Annotated in this window: 15 protein-coding genes; 4 read left to right on the forward strand and 11 right to left on the reverse strand. The window is 71.6% G+C overall.

Annotated features, from left to right (window positions below; all coding sequences use genetic code 11):
- Positions 1 to 24 precede the first annotated feature (24 nt).
- On the reverse strand, positions 25 to 300 hold the full coding sequence (locus OG912_RS23035) for a hypothetical protein (RefSeq protein WP_327711063.1): 276 nt from the start codon (positions 298 to 300) through the stop codon (positions 25 to 27).
- 346 nt (positions 301 to 646) lie between these two features.
- On the opposite strand from OG912_RS23035, the gene OG912_RS23040 reads away from it, so the two are divergent.
- Entirely contained in the window at positions 647 to 2,296 is a 1,650-nt protein-coding gene (locus OG912_RS23040; protein WP_327713513.1) for a beta-N-acetylhexosaminidase, read from the forward strand.
- Between the two features lie 121 nt (positions 2,297 to 2,417).
- Here OG912_RS23040 and OG912_RS23045 read toward each other — a convergent pair whose 3' ends face one another.
- The 4 genes from OG912_RS23045 to OG912_RS23060 form a co-directional block, all read right to left on the reverse strand.
- On the reverse strand, positions 2,418 to 3,449 hold the full coding sequence (locus OG912_RS23045) for an ABC transporter substrate-binding protein (RefSeq protein WP_443061009.1): 1,032 nt from the start codon (positions 3,447 to 3,449) through the stop codon (positions 2,418 to 2,420).
- 116 nt (positions 3,450 to 3,565) lie between these two features.
- A complete protein-coding gene (locus tag OG912_RS23050; protein WP_327711064.1) occupies positions 3,566 to 3,925 on the reverse strand; it encodes a hypothetical protein in 360 nt (119 codons plus the stop codon).
- On the reverse strand, positions 3,922 to 4,563 hold the full coding sequence (locus OG912_RS23055; RefSeq protein WP_327711065.1) for a GNAT family N-acetyltransferase: 642 nt from the start codon (positions 4,561 to 4,563) through the stop codon (positions 3,922 to 3,924). The genes OG912_RS23050 and OG912_RS23055 overlap by 4 nt, the downstream gene beginning before the upstream one ends.
- 111 nt (positions 4,564 to 4,674) lie before the next feature.
- Positions 4,675 to 6,063, reverse strand: a complete 1,389-nt coding sequence (locus tag OG912_RS23060) for an MFS transporter (RefSeq protein ID WP_327711066.1) — start codon at positions 6,061 to 6,063, stop codon at positions 4,675 to 4,677.
- Positions 6,064 to 6,118: 55 nt separating this feature from the next.
- Here OG912_RS23060 and OG912_RS23065 point away from each other — a divergent pair, with 55 nt between their 5' ends.
- Positions 6,119 to 6,445: an ArsR/SmtB family transcription factor gene (locus OG912_RS23065; RefSeq protein ID WP_327711067.1), complete on the forward strand. Its 327-nt coding sequence runs from the start codon at positions 6,119 to 6,121 to the stop codon at positions 6,443 to 6,445.
- Positions 6,446 to 6,505: 60 nt separating this feature from the next.
- On the forward strand, positions 6,506 to 6,775 hold the full coding sequence (locus OG912_RS23070; protein ID WP_327711068.1) for a hypothetical protein: 270 nt from the start codon (positions 6,506 to 6,508) through the stop codon (positions 6,773 to 6,775).
- A 124-nt stretch (positions 6,776 to 6,899) separates the two neighbouring features.
- On the opposite strand, the gene OG912_RS23075 is transcribed toward OG912_RS23070, so the two are convergent.
- From OG912_RS23075 to OG912_RS23095, 5 genes are all read right to left on the reverse strand, one after another.
- On the reverse strand, positions 6,900 to 7,115 hold the full coding sequence (locus OG912_RS23075; RefSeq protein ID WP_326736291.1) for a DUF6243 family protein: 216 nt from the start codon (positions 7,113 to 7,115) through the stop codon (positions 6,900 to 6,902).
- Between the two features lie 361 nt (positions 7,116 to 7,476).
- Positions 7,477 to 8,643: an acyl-CoA dehydrogenase family protein gene (locus OG912_RS23080; RefSeq protein ID WP_326736290.1), complete on the reverse strand. Its 1,167-nt coding sequence runs from the start codon at positions 8,641 to 8,643 to the stop codon at positions 7,477 to 7,479.
- Between the two features lie 7 nt (positions 8,644 to 8,650).
- On the reverse strand, positions 8,651 to 9,628 hold the full coding sequence (locus tag OG912_RS23085; protein ID WP_327711069.1) for a hydroxymethylglutaryl-CoA lyase: 978 nt from the start codon (positions 9,626 to 9,628) through the stop codon (positions 8,651 to 8,653).
- A complete protein-coding gene (locus tag OG912_RS23090; RefSeq protein ID WP_327711070.1) occupies positions 9,625 to 11,709 on the reverse strand; it encodes an ATP-binding protein in 2,085 nt (694 codons plus the stop codon). The genes OG912_RS23085 and OG912_RS23090 overlap by 4 nt, the downstream gene beginning before the upstream one ends.
- A 7-nt stretch (positions 11,710 to 11,716) precedes the next feature.
- Positions 11,717 to 13,324: a carboxyl transferase domain-containing protein gene (locus OG912_RS23095; RefSeq protein ID WP_327711071.1), complete on the reverse strand. Its 1,608-nt coding sequence runs from the start codon at positions 13,322 to 13,324 to the stop codon at positions 11,717 to 11,719.
- Positions 13,325 to 13,457: 133 nt separating this feature from the next.
- Between OG912_RS23095 and OG912_RS23100 the strand changes: the two genes are divergently transcribed.
- Positions 13,458 to 14,081, forward strand: a complete 624-nt coding sequence (locus OG912_RS23100) for an SACE_7040 family transcriptional regulator (RefSeq protein WP_326736287.1) — start codon at positions 13,458 to 13,460, stop codon at positions 14,079 to 14,081.
- 10 nt (positions 14,082 to 14,091) lie between these two features.
- Here OG912_RS23100 and OG912_RS23105 read toward each other — a convergent pair whose 3' ends face one another.
- Positions 14,092 to 17,052: an acyltransferase family protein gene (locus tag OG912_RS23105; RefSeq protein WP_327711072.1), complete on the reverse strand. Its 2,961-nt coding sequence runs from the start codon at positions 17,050 to 17,052 to the stop codon at positions 14,092 to 14,094.
- Positions 17,053 to 17,059 lie beyond the last annotated feature (7 nt).

The following is a 17,059-nucleotide window of genomic DNA, read 5'->3' on the forward strand; positions in this document are numbered from 1 at the left end:
AAACGCAGGGGTGAACGGCTCGGCTCAGCCGTAGACGATCCGGCGCAGCTGGCGGAGCGAGAGCTCCGGCGGCGCGACTGCCCGGTGCGGCAGCTCGGCCGAGATCCGTTCGAAGATCTCCGTGTTGACGAGGCCGCCGGACTGCAGTTCGCGGTGGCGTCGGCGGACGAAGGTGTCGGTCGTCTCGTCGAAATAGGCGAGCACGTCGAGAATCACCCGGGCCGCCTCGCCGCGCGGGAGCGCGGTGCTGCGTACCAGGTGGTCAATGAGGTCGTCGTACGACGAGCGGCGTTCGAGCACTCGTCGATATTGCGGTGGAAGAAGCTCCAGCGCAACATTCCTGCCCGATATCGGGCAGGAATCCGGTCAATGGGTGCTCGTTCTGCCGTTCTGGACGATTTCGGCACCCCTTCGCCGACGCGCGCGGCCGCCCTGGGCGTATCGAGCGCGGAGGGGGAGTGGGGGAGGCGGGGCGGATTCGGCCAGATGCCCGTGACGGCTCGGCCACGTTCAAGCGCGGCCCAAGTGGGGAAGTGGTCTACACCTTGACCATCCGTGAGGCGCGCGGTACGCATGGTGACGGTTCGAATGGTCAGGAGATCCAGGTGTGAACCAGTAGAAAGGGACCCGGCTTGTGAGACTGCACATGGCGCAGCGCAGTGCTCTTCCCCGTGCTCTACCCCGTCTTCTCGGCTCGCTGCTTCTCGTCACGGCGGCCGGAATCTCCACCGCTTGCATGGCCCCCACGGCGTCCGCGGCAAGCAGTGGCTCCGCCGCGTCGACGCCCCGGCCGCTGGGCCAGGTCGTGCCCGCCCCCGCCTCGGTGAGGCCGGGCGGATCCCCGTACTCCATCACCGGCGCCACCAGGATCCGGGTCGACGGCTCGTCCGGCGAGGTCCGGAAGATCGGCGAATACCTGGCGGGCGTGCTGCGCCCCTCCACCGGGTACGCCCTGCCGGTCACCGGACAGGCCGGCTCCGACGGCATCCGGCTCCGGCTCGGCTCCCACGACAGCGCGCTGGGCGCCGAGGGCTACACCCTGACCGCGGGGCGGGGCTCCGTCACCATCACGGCCCGCAAGCCCGCAGGGCTCTTCCACGGTGTCCAGACGCTGCGTCAGCTGCTGCCGGCCCAGGTCGAGCGCGACAGCCGCCAGAAGGGGCCGTGGAAGGTCGCGGGCGGCAGCATCACCGATACGCCGCGCTACGCCTACCGGGGCGCGATGCTCGACGTCTCGCGGCACTTCTTCTCGGTCACCGAGGTCAAGCGCTACATCGACCAGATCGCGCTGTACAAGATGAACACCTTCCACCTGCACCTCTCCGACGACCAGGGCTGGCGCATCGCCATCGACTCCTGGCCGAAGCTGGCCACGTACGGCGGCTCCACGGAGGTCGGCGGTGGGCCCGGCGGCCACTACACCAAGAGCCAGTACAAGGAGATCGTGCGGTACGCGGCCTCCCGCTATCTGGAGGTGGTGCCGGAGATCGACATGCCCGGCCACACCAACTCCGCCCTCGCCTCGTACGCGGAGCTGAACTGCGACGGCGTCGCGCCCCCGCTCTACACCGGGACCAAGGTCGGCTTCAGCTCGCTGTGCGCGGCCAAGGACGTCACGTACCGGTTCATCGACGACGTCATCGGTGAAGTGGCCGCGCTGACTCCCGGCAGGTACATCCACATCGGCGGTGACGAGGCGCACTCCACCAGCCACGAGGACTACGCCAGGATCATGGAGAGGGCGCAGGCCGCCGTCGGCCGGCACGGCAAGACCGTGATGGGCTGGCACCAGCTCACCGGGGCCACGCCGGTCGAGGGTGCGGTCGCCCAGTACTGGGGCTATGACAGGACGAGCGCCGCGGACCGTCAGCAGGTGGCGGACGCGGCGAAGAACGGCACCAGGCTGGTGCTGTCGCCGGCGGACCGGGTGTACCTCGACATGAAGTACAACGAGGACACCGTGCTGGGCCTGAAGTGGGCCGGTCTGGTCGAGGTGCAGCGCAGTTACGACTGGGACCCGGCGACGTATCTCGCCGACACCCCGGCGGACGCGGTGCTCGGGGTCGAGGCGCCGATCTGGGCCGAGACGCTGACCGACAGCGACGACATCGACGCGATGGCGTTCCCGCGGCTGCCCGGCGCGGCGGAGCTGGGCTGGTCCCCGGCCGAGACGCACGACTGGGACACGTACAAGCTGCGACTGGCGGCGCTCGGGCCGCGGTTCACCGCGCTGGGCATCGACTACTACCGGTCGCCCCAGGTGCCGTGGCCGGCGGAGCCGGCTGCGGCGGGGTGAGCCGTGGGTCCGTCCGGCGGTCGGGGACGTCCTCGACCGCCGGACGGGCTCGATGTGGCTTCGGCCGCCTCGCGGAGTCGTTTCTCGCTCGTGACCCGGGGCGTGGCGGCGGTCGTCAGGGTCAGGCGGTCTTCTTCGCGTCCTCGATGGCCTTCGCGAGGTCTTCGAGGATCGGCGCGCACTTGTCGTAGCTGTAGATCGGCTCGGTGGTGCGCGGGATGACCTGGCCGGCCTTGACGGCGGGCAGCTGCGCCCAGGTGGGCTTGGAGGTCAGCGCGTCGGGCTGCAGGGCCGAGGACCGGTTGTCCATCATGATGATGTCGGCCCCGTACTTGTCGACGTTCTCCCAGCTCAGCTCCTCGAAGAAGCCTGCCGCGTTCACCTTCGGCTCGACGAACTTCACGCCCAGCTCCTGGAAGTACAGGGTGTCGGCGGACGTCTTGGCGAGCGAGACGTAGAAGAGGTCCTGGCTGGCCGAGCCGATCATGACCTTGAGGTTCGGCTTGGACTTCGCGGCGGCGCGCAGCCGGGCCGCCGCCTTCTCGAACCGGGCCTTCGCGTCGGTGACCGTCTTGGCCTTGACGTCGGCGCCGAGGGAGGCGGCGAGGTCCTCGTGGCGCTGGATCGCCTTGGGGATCGTGGTCTGGGCGGCCCACAGGGCGACACTCGGGGCGAGCTTCAGGATCTTGTCCTTGGACGCGTCCGGCACGTACCAGAGGGCGTCCTTCTCCCACATCGCGGTGACCAGCAGGTCCGGGCCGAGCGCCGCGTACTTCTCGACGTTGAACTCGCCCCAGACGTTGCCGAGGATCTCGACCTTGCTGATGTCCAGGTCGCCGGCCTGGACGTCGGCCTTGCCGTCCTTGGTCTTCGTCGGGCCGAAGACGGCCTTGACCTCGACGCCGTAGTCGTGGAGCGCGGCGGCGACACCGGTGAAGGCGACGATGTTCTTCGGGACGGACGTGGCCTCGGCGCTCTGCCCGCGGTCGTCCTTGAAGCTCCAGGGCCCGGCGTCGGCGCCCTTGGAGCCGGTGGAACCGGAGTCCTTCGAGTCGCTGTCACCGCAGGCCGCCAGCACGGCGCCCAGGCCAACGGCGCCGCCCATGGCCAGCAGGCCGCGGCGGGTGGGACGGGACACTCGGGCAGTGCGCATGACGGAGTCCGCTTTCGTACGAGCCGGAGACCGGCCGGTGACAAGTTCGAGCGAAGGTTAGCCTAACCTCACGAACTGTCGAGCCTGCGGATGCCCCCGGCCCCGCTCGCCCTCGCTCACCAGACGACGACGCCGCCGTCCACGTCCCGGGCGAGCACGGCGGCCGCCGTGATGTTGGCCAGCCGCGCCGCCACGTAGTCGCCGGAGTAGCCACTGTGCGCGGCGAGCGCCGCGATGTGCCCGCGCAGCAGCTCGCACTCGGCGAGGAAGGCAGGGACGTCCTCCGGATCCACGCAGAGATTGTCGGTGGCCAGCTGCGGGAGGAACCGGGCCCCGAGGTCGCGCACCGGCTGCGATCCCCACAACGTGGTCCGGCTGCTCTCGAATCCGGCGAGCGTCCGCCCGTGGTCGGGATCGTCCAGGAAGTGGTCCTCGCCGCTCCGACCCCGTACGTAGGTGTGCACAAGGAGGGTCATCCGCCGAACATCTCCCGGCAGTCGTCGAGCCCCTCGACCGTGACCTCGACCGAGCGGTGTTCCTCCCACCGCGCGCGCTCCAGGCGCAGCTGCTGGAGCGTGACTCGTTCACCCCGCAGCGCGGCGACCGTCAGCCCGTCAGGGAGATAGCCGAGCCGCCGCGAGACGCCCAGCGAGCGCGGGTTGTCCGTCATCGCGGACGAGACCGCCGCGCCGGCGCCCAGGCCGTCGAAGGCGAGATGGAGCGCGGCGGCCCGCATCTCGGTGCCGATGCCCCGGCCCTGGTGCGCGCGCCCGAGCCACGAGCCGGTCCTGACCTCACGGGTCACCGCGAAGTCCTTCGCCATCAGGTCCTGCCGCCCGACCACCCGGCCCCCGTGCAGGACGGCGAGGCTCAACGACCATTCCGGTGCCGACCAGTTGGCGATGCTGCCCAGCACATGCTGGAACACTGCCCGGCCGCGCTCGGCGGGCGGGCAGTCGGTCCAGGGGACGGTGAACGGCATGGTGTCCGGGGCGTGCACCCCGTCGGCGGCGACGGAGGCCAGCTCGTCCAGCAACTCCAGGTCCGGGACGCGCAGTTCCAGACGGGTGGTGCGGATGCGGAGCCCGTACAGGGGCCAGTGCTGCGGCTTCATGGACGGACTCTGCCGGGGCCGGGCGGCAGCTGTCGAACGAATTGCGGCGGCCGGTACGAGGCGCGGTCGATCGCCTGCGCCTCCTGGAGTACGTGCGATGCCTGGTCCGCGTCACCCGGAGGTGTCCACGGAACCGGTGCCGACGCTCACCCGGTGACGGGCGGTCGTCCTGTGGGACAACGTCAGGGCGAGAGCGAAGGCCGTGGCGACCGCGGCCACGAGAACGCAGGTGATGAATCCGTCGCGTAGATCACCTGCGGAGCCCAGCAGTGGGCCGAAGGCGGCGACGCCGATGGCGGCGCCCACCTGCCGAGATGCGTTGAACGCAGCGGAAGCCGCACCATGCAGAGCCGTGGGAACGGCGGCGAGGGATTGGGACGTCATGGTCGGAACGAGGACCCCCGCACTGAATCCTGCCGGTAGCAGCGCGATGGCCAGCGGCCATAGTGAGGACAGTGTGCTCGTGAGCGCGACCGCTACCAGGGCGGCGGCCAGCACGAGTTGTCCGCCGACCAGGACCGCGCGGCGCCCGGCGCGTCCGGTGAGGGCTGCCGCGCAGATGCTCCCCAGGGAGATCAGGCCGGTCAGGGGCAGGAACAGCAGACCGCTCGCGATGGCACTGAGGTCGCGACCCTGCTGAAGCATCAGACTCAACGCGAACAGGAGCCCGTAGAAAGTGAAGTTGAACAAGGCGCCCTGCAGTGCGGAGGTGGTAAAGGGCCGGTCGGAGTACACAGCGGTCGGAAGGAGAGGGGCCTTCGCGGTGCGTTCCGCTCGTACGAACGCGAGGAGGCCCACGCCCGCGAGGGTGAACGCTGTGAGTACACCGGGTGTTCCCCACCCCTTGGCCGGGGCCTCGATCAGACCGAAGACGAGACCGCCGATCAGCACGGTCGCGGCGACCATGCCCGCGTAGTCCACGCTTCGGCCCCGACGCGGCACGGACGGCATCGAGCGGATGCTCCACACGATCGCCGGGATGCCGATCACGACGTTGACCCCGAACACCGCGCGCCAGTCCGCCACGGAAACCAGCACCCCGCCGAGGAGCGGCCCTGCGGCCATGCCCATCCCGCCGGCGGCGGCCCACCAGCCGACGAGCTTGTGGCGGGCGTGCTCGTCGGTGGCGGCGGAGGTGGCCAGCACGAGCGCGCTCGGAAGCAGCAGTGCGGCACCGACACCCTGGGTGAGCCGGGCGAGGTTCAGGATCAGCATGGTTCCCGCCGCTGCGCAGACCGCGGAGGAAGCCGTGAAGGCGATCAGCCCCGTGATGAACGTGCGTTTGGCGCCCAGGACGTCAGTGACGGCACCCGATCCGAGCAGCACGGCGGCGAAGCCGAGCGTGTAGGCGTTGACGGCCCACTCCAGCCCCGAACGTGAGGCGTGCAGGTGAGAACTTAACTGCGCCAGAGTCAAGTTCACGATGGTGCCATCGACGTACACCATGAATGAAGCGATCAGTGCGAGAGCGACAACGGCCCTCTTTAGTTCTATGGGCATGGAACTAATCTAGTCATAGTTCGACGCTGATGGAACAACGGTATAGCCTCTGAGGATGCCCACCACGAGCCGGAGCCGGCCACGCGACGACGTGAGCAAGCCGGCGGAACTTGACGTCATGGCGGTACTGAGGGCTCTGGCCGACCCCGTGCGGCTCGATCTCGTGCGCCAGTTGAGGGAGTCCGCAGAACCGATCGCCTGCGGTGCGTTCGACGTTGCGGTCGCCAAGAACACCCTGTCCCACCACTTCAAGACGCTCAGGGAAGCCGGAGTGATCATCACTCACCGCGAGGGCACCGCCGCCCTCAACGTGTTGCAGGAAGACGAGCTCGACGCGGCCTTCCCGGGCCTGCTCGACGCAATCCTGCCCAGGCGGCGTTGAGTACCGAAGAGTCACGCTCGGCCATCACTCAGTACGTCGCTCATAGCGCGAACGCGCGAGGTGACGGGCGCCGAGGAGCAGCTCGCAGGTGGCCGCATTCCGCCGGCCCGGGCGAGGGACGCCAGGATCGTCCACCAGCTGCGCAGCGCCGGCTACCGCATCGGCCCACTACGGACCCTGATGCCGGACCTGCGGCAGGGGCACCGGTCCCAGGACGTCCGAGCCGTGCTGGCGGCCCGGGACGCGAGCATCGCGGCCCGCTCGCGTGCCCTCTTCGATGCGACAGTCGCGCTCGGTGCCGTCCTCGCCACCGAGGCTCAGGGCGGATAGATCATCAGGCGCTGCTGAGCGCCGCGTCATGAGCCGAGCTCGCCCGGTACGCCGACAGGGCCCGGACCGCGCGTCGGCGGTCCGGGCCCTGCTCCGTGCGGTGCCGCCCTGCGGCGGCGGCGCGTCAGCTCTGTGCGGGGTCGTCGTCCGTCTGGTCGGCGCCCTCGGCCGCGCCCGTCTTCTCGCGCATCTTGCGCACCAGCTCCGCCTTCTGGTCGGCCGCACCCTGGCGGTCGAGGTTGCGGTGCGGGCCGTTGTTCTGCCGTTCGGCGCGGGACAGCCTCTTGCGCTGGCCGCCGCCCATGCCCACGGGGTTGTTGATGTTCTTGCTCACGGTCACGGGCTCTCCCGGTAATGATGTGGAGTGATCTACGGATTCGTCGGTGGGGGACGGGCGGCGACGTCGAAGGACGTCAGCGGGGGCCCATCACGCTCTCACTCGTAAATCGGCGTCTGGAAGAACATGACAAAGACGTTACCCGGTTCCGTCGGCCCCGCACACCAACCATGTTGCCGCCCCGGTGCCGGCCGGGCCTCGGCGAGTGCCCGTCGGTGGTCACCGCCCGCCCGGGGGACAGGCCCGGACGGACGATACGGGGCTGCCGCAGACGTTGTCAGTGGTCGCGAGCACACGGACGGTGGAAGCGGGGTGGGGCGGGCCCGGTGACCGGACCCGCCCCACCCGCACACCGTCCCCGGTGTCAGGCCTGCATCCCCAGCTCCCGGGCGATCAGCATCCGCTGCACCTCGCTCGTGCCCTCGCCGATCTCCAGGATCTTGGAGTCGCGCCACATCCGGGCCACCGGGTACTCGTTCATGAAGCCGTAGCCGCCGTGGATCTGGGTCGCCTCACGGGCGTTGTCCACCGCCACGGTCGAGGAGTACAGCTTCGCGATCGCCGCCTCCTTCTTGAACGGCTCGCCCGCCAGCAGCCGCGACGCCGCGTCCCGCCAGCCGATCCGGGCCATGTGGGCCCGCATCTCCATGTCCGCGATCTTGAACTGGATCGCCTGGTTGGCGCCGATCGGCTTCCCGAACGCGTGCCGCTCGGCGGCGTACTTCACCGACTCGTCCACACAGCCCTGCGCGAGTCCCGTCGAGAGCGCCGAGATGGCGATCCGGCCCTCGTCCAGGATCCGCAGGAACTGCGCGTAACCCCGGCCCTCCTCGCCCAGCAGGTTCTCCAGCGGGACGCGGACGTCGGAGAAGGAGAGCTCGCGGGTGTCCGAGGCGTTCCAGCCGACCTTGGAGTACGGGGCCGCGACCGTGAAGCCGGGGGTGCCGGACGGGACGATGATCGAGGAGATGCGCGGGGCGCCGTTCTCCTTGCGGCCGGTGACCGCCGTGACCGTGACCAGTTCGGTGATGTCCGTGCCCGAGTTGGTGATGAAGCACTTGGAGCCGTTGATCACCCACTCGCCCGTCGCCTCGTCGCGCACCGCCGTCGTCCGGGTGCCGCCCGCGTCCGAACCGCCGTCCGGCTCCGTCAGCCCGAACGCGCCCAGCGCCTCGCCCGCACAGAGCTTCGGCAGCCACTGCCGCTTCTGCTCCTCCGTGCCGAAGCGGAACACCGGCATCGCGCCGAGCGAGACCCCGGCCTCCAGGGTGATCGCCACCGACGAGTCGACCCGGGCCAGCTCCTCCAGGGCGATGCCGAGGGCGAGGTAGTCGCCGCCCATCCCGCCGTACTCCTCGGGGAACGGCAGCCCGAACAGGCCCATCCGTCCCATCTCGCGCACGATCTCGTACGGGAACTCATGGCGCTCGTAGAAGTCGCCGATCTTCGGTGCGACCACGTCGTGGGCGAACTCCTCGACGGTGCGGCGCAGTTCCTCGTGCTCGGCGGTCAGCCGGTGGTCCAGGGACATCGGGGGATCACTGCTCCTTGTGGGACTGTGTTTGTTGCACCGAGAGCGCGCGGACGGTACGGGACGGGCTGGGCCGGCCCAGCTGTTCGGCGAGCCACACGCTCGTGGCGGTGAGCTCGTCGAGGTCGACCCCGGTCTCGATGCCGAGGCCGTCGAGCATCCACACGAGATCCTCGGTGGCGAGATTTCCGGTCGCGCTCTTCGCGTACGGGCAGCCGCCGAGGCCGCCCGCCGAGGCGTCCACGGTGGAGACACCGTGCTGGAGCGCGGCGAGGGTGTTGGACAGGGCCTGTCCGTACGTGTCGTGGAAGTGCACCCCGATCGTGTCGGTGTGCACCCCCGACTCGTTCAGCGACGACAACAGGGTCTGTACGTGGCCGGGCGTCGCCACCCCGATCGTGTCGCCGAGCGACAGCTCGTCGCAGCCGAGGTCCATCAGCGCCTTGGCGACCCGGACGACCTGGTGGACGGGGACGGGGCCCTCCCACGGGTCGCCGAAGCACATCGACAGATAGCCGCGCACATGCACCTTGTCCGCCTTGGCGCGGGCCACGACGGGCTCGAACATGGCGAGCGACTCGTCGATCGTGCGGTTGAGATTGCGGGCCGCGAACGTCTCCGTCGCCGAGCCGAAGACGGCGATCCGGCGGGCCCCGAGCGACAGCGCCCGGTCCAGGCCCCGCTCGTTCGGCACGAGGACCGGGAGCGCGACGTCGCCCACGTCCGCGATGTCGCCGAGCATCGGGAACAGCTGCTCCGCGTCGGCCAGTTGGGGCACCCACTTGGGGTGGACGAAGCTCGTCGCCTCGATGGTGGTCAGGCCGGCGACCGCGAGCCGGCGGATGAACTCCGCCTTCACCTCGGTCGGCACGACCGCCTTCTCGTTCTGCAGCCCGTCGCGGGCGCCGACCTCGTGGATACGGACCCGGGCCGGCAGGTCCGGGGCTGCCACGGTCATGGGCAGGGTGCGGTCGGTGGTCGTCATGCTTCCTCCCCGGTGGCGGCCACGGGGACCACTACCGCCAGTACCTGGTCCATGGCCACCGTGGTCCCGGCGGTCACGTCGAGCTCGGTCACGGTGCCGGCGTGCGGGGCGGAGATGACGTGCTCCATCTTCATCGCCTCCACGACGAGGAGGCTCTGCCCGGCCGCGACCTCGTCCCCGACGGCCACCTTCACCACGGTGACCGTCCCGGGCATGGGCGCGGCGAGCGTGTCCGCCCCGGCGCGGGCGGCGCCGGTCAGCGACGCCTCCACCGGGTCGTGATCCCGGACGTGCCAGGTGTCGCCGTCCCGGCCGAGCCAGTGGCCCTCGGGGGAGGTGGCGTACGCGAACGAGTGGGTGACACCGGCGAGTTCGAGCGTGATCCGGCTTCCGTCCACCGTCAGCGTCCTGGCCGTCTCCGCGCTGCCGGGCAGCGGGCCCAGCGGGCCACAGGTGCCCGAGGCGGGGGCCGGTGGCCGGGCGCCCTCGCCGACATGGCCGAACGTCAGCTCCACGCCCGCGCCGCACGGCCGCAGGCCCACCTGGACCGGGTCGTGGCCGGGGATCCGGAAGTGCCGCACCGTCCGCGCCGGGGTGCCGCCGAGCCGCCAGCCGTCACCGGCCGAGAACGGGTCGGCCCACACATCCGTGCGGGCCGGACCGGGAGAGTGCTGCCGCAACAGCGCCGCGGCCGCGTACACCTCCTCCGGGACCCCGTCCGGGACCAGCCCGTCCACCTCGCGCTCCACCAGGCCGGTGTCCAGCTCGCCCGCCACCACGGCCGGGTGGCCGAGCAGCCGGCGCAGGAAGCCCGCGTTGGTCGGGACGCCGAGGACCACCGTGTCCGCGAGCGCCGCCCGCAGCCGGCGCAGCGCCGTCGCCCGGTCGGGGCCGTACGCGATCACCTTCGACAGCATCGGGTCGTACAGGCTGCCGACCTCGCCGCCCTCGGCGAGCCCCGAGTCCGTCCGCACCCCGCCGCCCTGCGGCTCGTGCAGCGCCAGTACCGCCCCGCCCGAGGGCAGGAAGCCGCGGGCCGGGTCCTCGGCACAGATCCGGGCCTCGACCGCGTGCCCGGTGAGGGTGATGTCCTGCTGGGCGTACGGGAGTTGCTCGCCGGATGCGACCCGCAGCTGCCACTCCACCAGGTCGAGGCCGGTGATCAGCTCGGTCACCGGGTGCTCGACCTGGAGGCGGGTGTTCATCTCCATGAAGTAGTACGAGGCCGGGTCGTTGCCCGGGACGATGAACTCCACCGTCCCCGCGCCCACATACCCGCAGGAGCGGGCGGCCTGCACGGCCGCCTCGCCCATGGCCGCGCGCGTCTTCTCGTCGAGCAGGACCGACGGCGCCTCCTCGATGATCTTCTGGTGGCGGCGCTGGAGCGAGCACTCGCGCTCGCCGAGGTGCACCACATGGCCGTGGCCGTCCGCCAGCACCTGGATCTCGATGTGGCGCGGCCGGTCGATCCACCGCTCCACGAGCAGGGTGTCGTCGCCGAACGAGGCGCGCGCCTCGCGCCGGGCGGCGGCGATCTCGTCGGACAGCAGCGCCGCGTCGCGCACCAGCCGCATGCCCTTGCCGCCGCCGCCCGCGGAGGGCTTCAGCAGGACCGGCATGCCGATCTCATGGGCGGCGTCCGCCAGTTGGCCGTCGGTCAGCTCGCTGCCCGTGGAGCCCGGCACCACCGGGACACCGGCCGTGGAGACCGTCTCCTTGGCCCGGATCTTGTCGCCCATCAGCGAGATGGCGGCGGCGGGCGGCCCGATGAAGGCCAGTCCCGCGTCCGCGCACGCCCGCGCGAAGCCCGCGTTCTCGGCGAGGAAGCCGTAACCGGGGTGGACGGCCTGAGCGCCCGTGCGGCGGGCCGCCTCCAGGAGCCGGTCCGCGCTCAGGTAGCTCTCGGCGGCCGGTGCCGGACCGATCCGTACCGCCGTGTCGGCCTCCCGTACGTGCCGGGCGTCCGCGTCCGCGTCGCTGAAGACGGCGACGGAACGCACGCCCAGCTCGCGCAGGGTCCGGATGACCCGGACCGCGATCTCGCCGCGGTTGGCGACGAGAACCGTGTCGAACATCGTCATCAGTTCCTCACATCCGGAAGACGCCGAAGCCGGCGTCGCCCAACGGGGCGTTGGCGCACGCGGTCAGGGCGAGCCCCAGCACCTGCCGGGTCTCCATCGGGTCGATCACGCCGTCGTCCCAGAGCCGGGCGGTGGCGTAGTACGCGTTGCCCTGGGTCTCGTACTGCTCGCGGATCGGGGCCTTGAACGACTCCTCGTCCTCGGCGCTCCAGTCGTCGCCCAGCTGGTCGCGCTTGACCGTGGCGAGGACGGACGCGGCCTGCTCGCCGCCCATGACGGAGATCTTCGCGTTGGGCCACATCCACAGGAAGCGGGGGGAGTAGGCCCGGCCGCACATCGAGTAGTTGCCCGCGCCGTAGGAACCGCCGACCACCACGGTCAGCTTCGGTACGCGCGTGCAGGCGACGGCGGTGACCATCTTGGCGCCGTGCTTGGCGATGCCGCCCGCCTCGTAGTCGCGGCCGACCATGAAGCCCGAGATGTTCTGCAGGAAGACCAGCGGGATGCCGCGCTGGTCGCACAGCTCGATGAAGTGCGCGCCCTTCTGGGCGGACTCGGAGAACAGGATGCCGTTGTTCGCGACGATGCCGACCGGGTGGCCGTGGATGTGCGCGAAACCGGTGATCAGCGTCGTGCCGTACTCGGCCTTGAACTCGGCGAAGCGCGATCCGTCGACGACCCGGGCGATCACCTCCCGTACGTCGTAGGGCGTGCGCGAGTCGACCGGCACCGCCCCGTACAGACCGGCGGGGTCCACCTTCGGCTCGTCGACCTGCTGTACGGACCACGGCAGCGCGCCCCGGTCCGGCAGCGTGGCCACGATGTTCCGCACGATGCGCAGCGCGTGCGCGTCGTCCTCCGCGAGATGGTCGGTGACCCCCGACGTACGGGAGTGGACCTCGCCGCCGCCCAGCTCCTCGGCGGTGACGACCTCGCCGGTCGCGGCCTTCACGAGCGGCGGTCCGCCCAGGAAGATCGTCCCCTGGTTGCGGACGATGACGGCCTCGTCGCTCATCGCGGGGACGTACGCGCCCCCGGCGGTGCAGGACCCCAGCACCGCCGCGATCTGCGGGATGCCGGCCCCGGACATCCGGGCCTGGTTGTAGAAGATCCGCCCGAAGTGCTCCCGGTCCGGGAACACCTCGTCCTGCATCGGCAGGAAGGCGCCGCCCGAGTCCACCAGGTACAGACACGGCAGCCGGTTCTCCAGCGCCACCTCCTGGGCCCGCAGGTGCTTCTTCACGGTCATCGGGTAGTACGTGCCGCCCTTGACGGTCGCGTCATTGGCGACGATCACGCACTCCCGGCCGCTGACCCGGCCGATCCCGGCGATCACCCCGGCGGCCGGTGCGGCGCCCCCGTACAGCCCCTCGGCCGCCAGTGGGGCCAGCTCCAGGAAGGGCGAGCCCGGATCGAGCAGGGTGTCCACCCGCTCCCGGGGCAGCAGCTTGCCGCGTGCCACATGCCGGGCGCGGGCCTTCTCACCCCCGCCGAGCCTGGCCGTGGCGAGCCGCTTGCGCAGCTCGTCGGTGAGCGCGTGATGCGCCGCCTCGTTGGCCTGCCAGGCCTCCGAGGCGGGATCGGCCGCGCTCGCCAGCACCGGTGCCTGCTGCATCCTGTCGAGCCCCCTTGCCCGTACCGCAGTGTGACCACCTCGTCCGCGATCGGTAGCGGGAGAGGCTGTTAGTGAGCGTTAACGTCCTCCACAGGTTAACGACCGCTAACGCGCCTGTCTAGAATGACTCGTCATGAGCACCCATGCCGCCGCCCGCGTCGCGGCACCCACCCGCCGCGAGCAGATCCTCAAGGAGGCCGCCCGCCTCTTCGCCGAGCGCGGCTTCCACGGCGTCGGCGTCGACGAGATAGGCGCCGCCGTCGGAATCAGCGGCCCCGGCCTCTACCGGCACTTCCCCGGCAAGGACGCGATGCTCGCCGAGCTGCTCGTCGGCATCAGCGAGCGGCTGCTGGCCGGCGGGCAGCAGCGGGTCTCCGAGGACGCCTCAGGCGACGGTTCCCCCGAGGCGCTCCTGGACGCGCTCATCGAGGGCCACATCGACTTCGCCCTCGACGACCGCCCCCTGATCACCCTGCACGACCGCGAGCTGGACCGCCTGCGGGACACCGACCGCAAGCGGGTGCGCCGGCTCCAGCGCGAGTACGTCGAGGTGTGGGTGACCGTCGTCCGCGACCTCTACCCGGACCTCCCCGAGCACGAGGCCCGCGCGGCGGTCCACGCCGTCTTCGGCCTGCTGAACTCCACGCCCCACCTCGGCCGCCCCGGCGCGCTGCCCGGCCGCACGGACACGGCGGCCCTGCTGCACCGCCTGGCGCGGGGCGCCTTCGCCGCGGCGGGGGCCCGGGAAGAGGGCTGAGCGCCTCCGGTCAGGAGCCGGCGGCCTCCCTTGCCGACACGGTGACCCGCGCCACCCGCATCGGGTGCCCGGCCTCGGTCGCGGGGCCCGCGGTGGCACCGTCCGCCGAAGGCAGCCCGCCGCCCATCGCCACGTTCAGGATCAGGAACTGGCCCCGCTTCAGCGCCCGGTCCCAGGTGGCCGCGTCCATGGCGGACGCCTTCACCCGGTGGTACACCCGGCCGTCCAGATACCAGCGCAGCTCCTCCGCGCCGGGCGCGGTGTCGAGCTCCACGGCGTACGAGTGGAACGCGCCGCGGCAGCCGGAGCACTTCTGCCGGGGCGAGGTGAGCCCCATCGGCTCCTTGCAGGGCCCGCCGTCCGCCGTGCCGCAGTGCAGGGTGCCGAAGACGGCGTCCCGGCCGTTGACCGACTCCATGACGTCGATCTCGCCGATGGCCGGCCAGCCCGTGTAGCCGTCGCGCAGCCCGGCCCCCAGGGTCCAGAAGGCCGGCCAGTAGCCGCCCGCCTTCGCGCCCGTGACCTCCGGCAGGGCGATCGACGCCTCGATCCGCAGGACGCCACCGGGCGGCGGTGCGAAGTCGGAGCGCCGGGACTCGATGCGGCCCGAGTACCACGTGCCCCCGCGGCGCGTGGGCACGATCTCCAGGGCCCCCTTGCCGTCCAGCCGGACGTTGTCCGTCGAGTCCGTCATCGTCTCGATCTCCCCGGTGCCCCACTGCGGGGCCGGGCAGCCCGGGTAGCAGGTGCCGCGGTCGTACAGCCAGCGGGAGGCGGCGGGCCGGCTGCCCGCCGGGCCGTCGAAGTCCTCGCGCAGCAGCTCGGTCCAGCCGTGCGCGGCCGGTGCGCCGGTGCTCATGAGCAGCCGTTCGAGCCGGGGGGCCAGCACCACGGCCGCCACATCGGTCAGATGGGCGTCGTCCCGGTAGAGCAGGATCCGGTCCAGGACCGCCGGGCAGGTCGGGCCCGTGGCCGGGCACAGCACCGCGTTCACCTGCACGTTCCGTACGCCCGGGAGCCCGCCGGCCGCGACCTTCTCCGCCAGCGGATCGGGCCACCGGGCCGTGTCCCGGTCGAAGGCGCAGGTCTCCGGGTCCGTGAGATGGCCCGAGACGCACGCGGGGATGTCCGTACCCGGCACCGGGGTGTCCTCGATGTGGACGATCGGCACCCCGAGCGCCCGCAGCGGCTTCAGCGTCCGCTCCCAGCCCCTGAGCAGCAGGCGCTGGTCGTCGGTGTAGCGGTTGAGCGAGGAGATCACGATCATGCGGGGCTTCGGGCCCTTCGCCAGCCGCGCCAGGCTGTCGGCCCGCCAGGTGTCGCACTCGTGGTACGTACGCCCCAACTGCGGGTTCACCACGGACAGTTCCGGCAGCGGGCAGCCCTGCTTCACCAGCTCCTGAAGGGCCCAGCCGCGCTTCGCCGCCAGGCTGAGCACCGGGGAGAACCACTGTCCGGCGTGCGAGTCGCCGAGCAGGACGATCCGGTCGGGACTGTCCACCGCCCCGAACAGGCAGGGCGGGCTGCTGGTCACCGCCGGCGCCACCTCGCAGGCCCCGTCCGGCGGGAAGCTCTTGCGGGCCTGGACCGGACTCGGTACCACGGGGCCGTCGTTCGCCGGAGTCCTGGTCCGGGTCAGCAGCGAGGGGCCGGTAGCCGCCCCCGGCGGGAGGCCCTTCACGTCCACCGGGGCGGACGGGCCCAGCAGTTGCAGCGTCGTCGTGCCCACCACGAGTGCCAGGACCACCGGAATGACGACGGCGGCGACGCCCAACGACAGTCCGCGCCGGGGGAGTTCGGAGAGCGTACGGCTGTGGCGCAGCGGGCGCTCGACCCAGTGCATGGTGGCCAGGGCGGGCAGCACCGAGGCCAGTGTCAGGGCTGTCCTGGCCGGCCAGTCCAGGGTGCCGAACCGGGCCTCGGCGAGGACGAGCACCGGCCAGTGCCAGAGGTACAGCGTGTAGGAGAGCCGCCCGACCGCCCGGGGGCCCCGAAGCCCCAGCAGCCGTCCCACTCCGTAGCGGGCCGGCCCGTCCGGGCGCCGGCCGGGGATTCCGGCCAGGATCACCGCGGCCGTCGCCAGGGTCGGGACGAGCGCCGCGTATCCGGGATACGGCGTGCCGGAGTCGTACCGCAGCACGCACCACACGAGGGCCGCCGCCCCCGCCCATCCGCACACCAGCCGCAGGGCGCGCGGCCCGCGCAGCAGATGCCACGGCAGCAGCGCCAGCAGGGCGCCGACGCCGAACTGCCAGACACGCGAGGGCGTTCCGAGGTACGCCAGCGAGACGGAGTCGCCCGTCCAGTACAGCGAGAGGGCGAGAGTGGTGAGCGTCAGTACGGCGGTGGCAGCGACCGCTGCCGGCCGCAGGGCGCGTCCCCGGCGGGCAGCGCGCGCGGTGAGGAGGGCGAGGGCGGCCAGCAGCGGGGCCCAGCAGAGATAGAACTGCTCCTCCACCGCCAGCGACCAGAAGTGCAGCAGCGGGCTCTCGCCCTGCCCGGCGGCCAGGTAGTCGGTGCGCTGCTGGACGAAACGCCAGTTGGCGACGGACAGCGCCGCCGCCACGACGTCGTTCTCCAGGTCGGTGCGGCGCAGCGGTACGGTCAGCCAGGCCCCGGCCACCGCGACCGCGACGAGCACCACGGCGGCCGAGGGCAGCAGCCGGCGGGCCCGGCGGGAGAAGAACTCACCGAGCCGGATCCGGCCGGTGGTGACGGCCTCCCGCACCAGCAGCCCGGTGATCAGATAGCCGGAGATGACGAAGAAGACGTCCACGCCGATGAATCCGCCGGCGAGCCCCGGCACGGAAGCGTGGAAGGCGAGGACCGAGAGGACCGCGAACGCGCGCAGCCCCTCGATGTCGGGACGGAAGGGGAGGCGGCGGGAACCCGTGGTGCCGGGACCGCCTGATGACGGGCGGGGGACGGCGCTGCCGCCGGTCCGCGGACCGGAGGGGGCGAGGGTGGGCATCGCTACG

The organism is Streptomyces sp. NBC_00464 (genome assembly GCF_036013915.1).
GTDB lineage: Bacteria > Actinomycetota > Actinomycetes > Streptomycetales > Streptomycetaceae > Streptomyces.

Coding starts and splice junctions, on each gene's coding strand:
- OG912_RS23095 (WP_327711071.1), bottom strand. CDS start 13,324: ATGCAGCAGGCACCGGTGCTGGCGAGCGCGGCCGATCCCGCCTCGGAG.
- OG912_RS23050 (WP_327711064.1), bottom strand. CDS start 3,925: ATGACCCTCCTTGTGCACACCTACGTACGGGGTCGGAGCGGCGAGGAC.
- OG912_RS23060 (WP_327711066.1), bottom strand. CDS start 6,063: ATGCCCATAGAACTAAAGAGGGCCGTTGTCGCTCTCGCACTGATCGCT.
- OG912_RS23105 (WP_327711072.1), bottom strand. CDS start 17,052: ATGCCCACCCTCGCCCCCTCCGGTCCGCGGACCGGCGGCAGCGCCGTC.
- OG912_RS23085 (WP_327711069.1), bottom strand. CDS start 9,628: ATGACGACCACCGACCGCACCCTGCCCATGACCGTGGCAGCCCCGGAC.
- OG912_RS23080 (WP_326736290.1), bottom strand. CDS start 8,643: ATGTCCCTGGACCACCGGCTGACCGCCGAGCACGAGGAACTGCGCCGC.
- OG912_RS23045 (WP_443061009.1), bottom strand. CDS start 3,449: ATGCGCACTGCCCGAGTGTCCCGTCCCACCCGCCGCGGCCTGCTGGCC.
- OG912_RS23065 (WP_327711067.1), top strand. CDS start 6,119: ATGCCCACCACGAGCCGGAGCCGGCCACGCGACGACGTGAGCAAGCCG.
- OG912_RS23055 (WP_327711065.1), bottom strand. CDS start 4,563: ATGAAGCCGCAGCACTGGCCCCTGTACGGGCTCCGCATCCGCACCACC.
- OG912_RS23090 (WP_327711070.1), bottom strand. CDS start 11,709: ATGACGATGTTCGACACGGTTCTCGTCGCCAACCGCGGCGAGATCGCG.
- OG912_RS23040 (WP_327713513.1), top strand. CDS start 647: ATGGCGCAGCGCAGTGCTCTTCCCCGTGCTCTACCCCGTCTTCTCGGC.
- OG912_RS23100 (WP_326736287.1), top strand. CDS start 13,458: ATGAGCACCCATGCCGCCGCCCGCGTCGCGGCACCCACCCGCCGCGAG.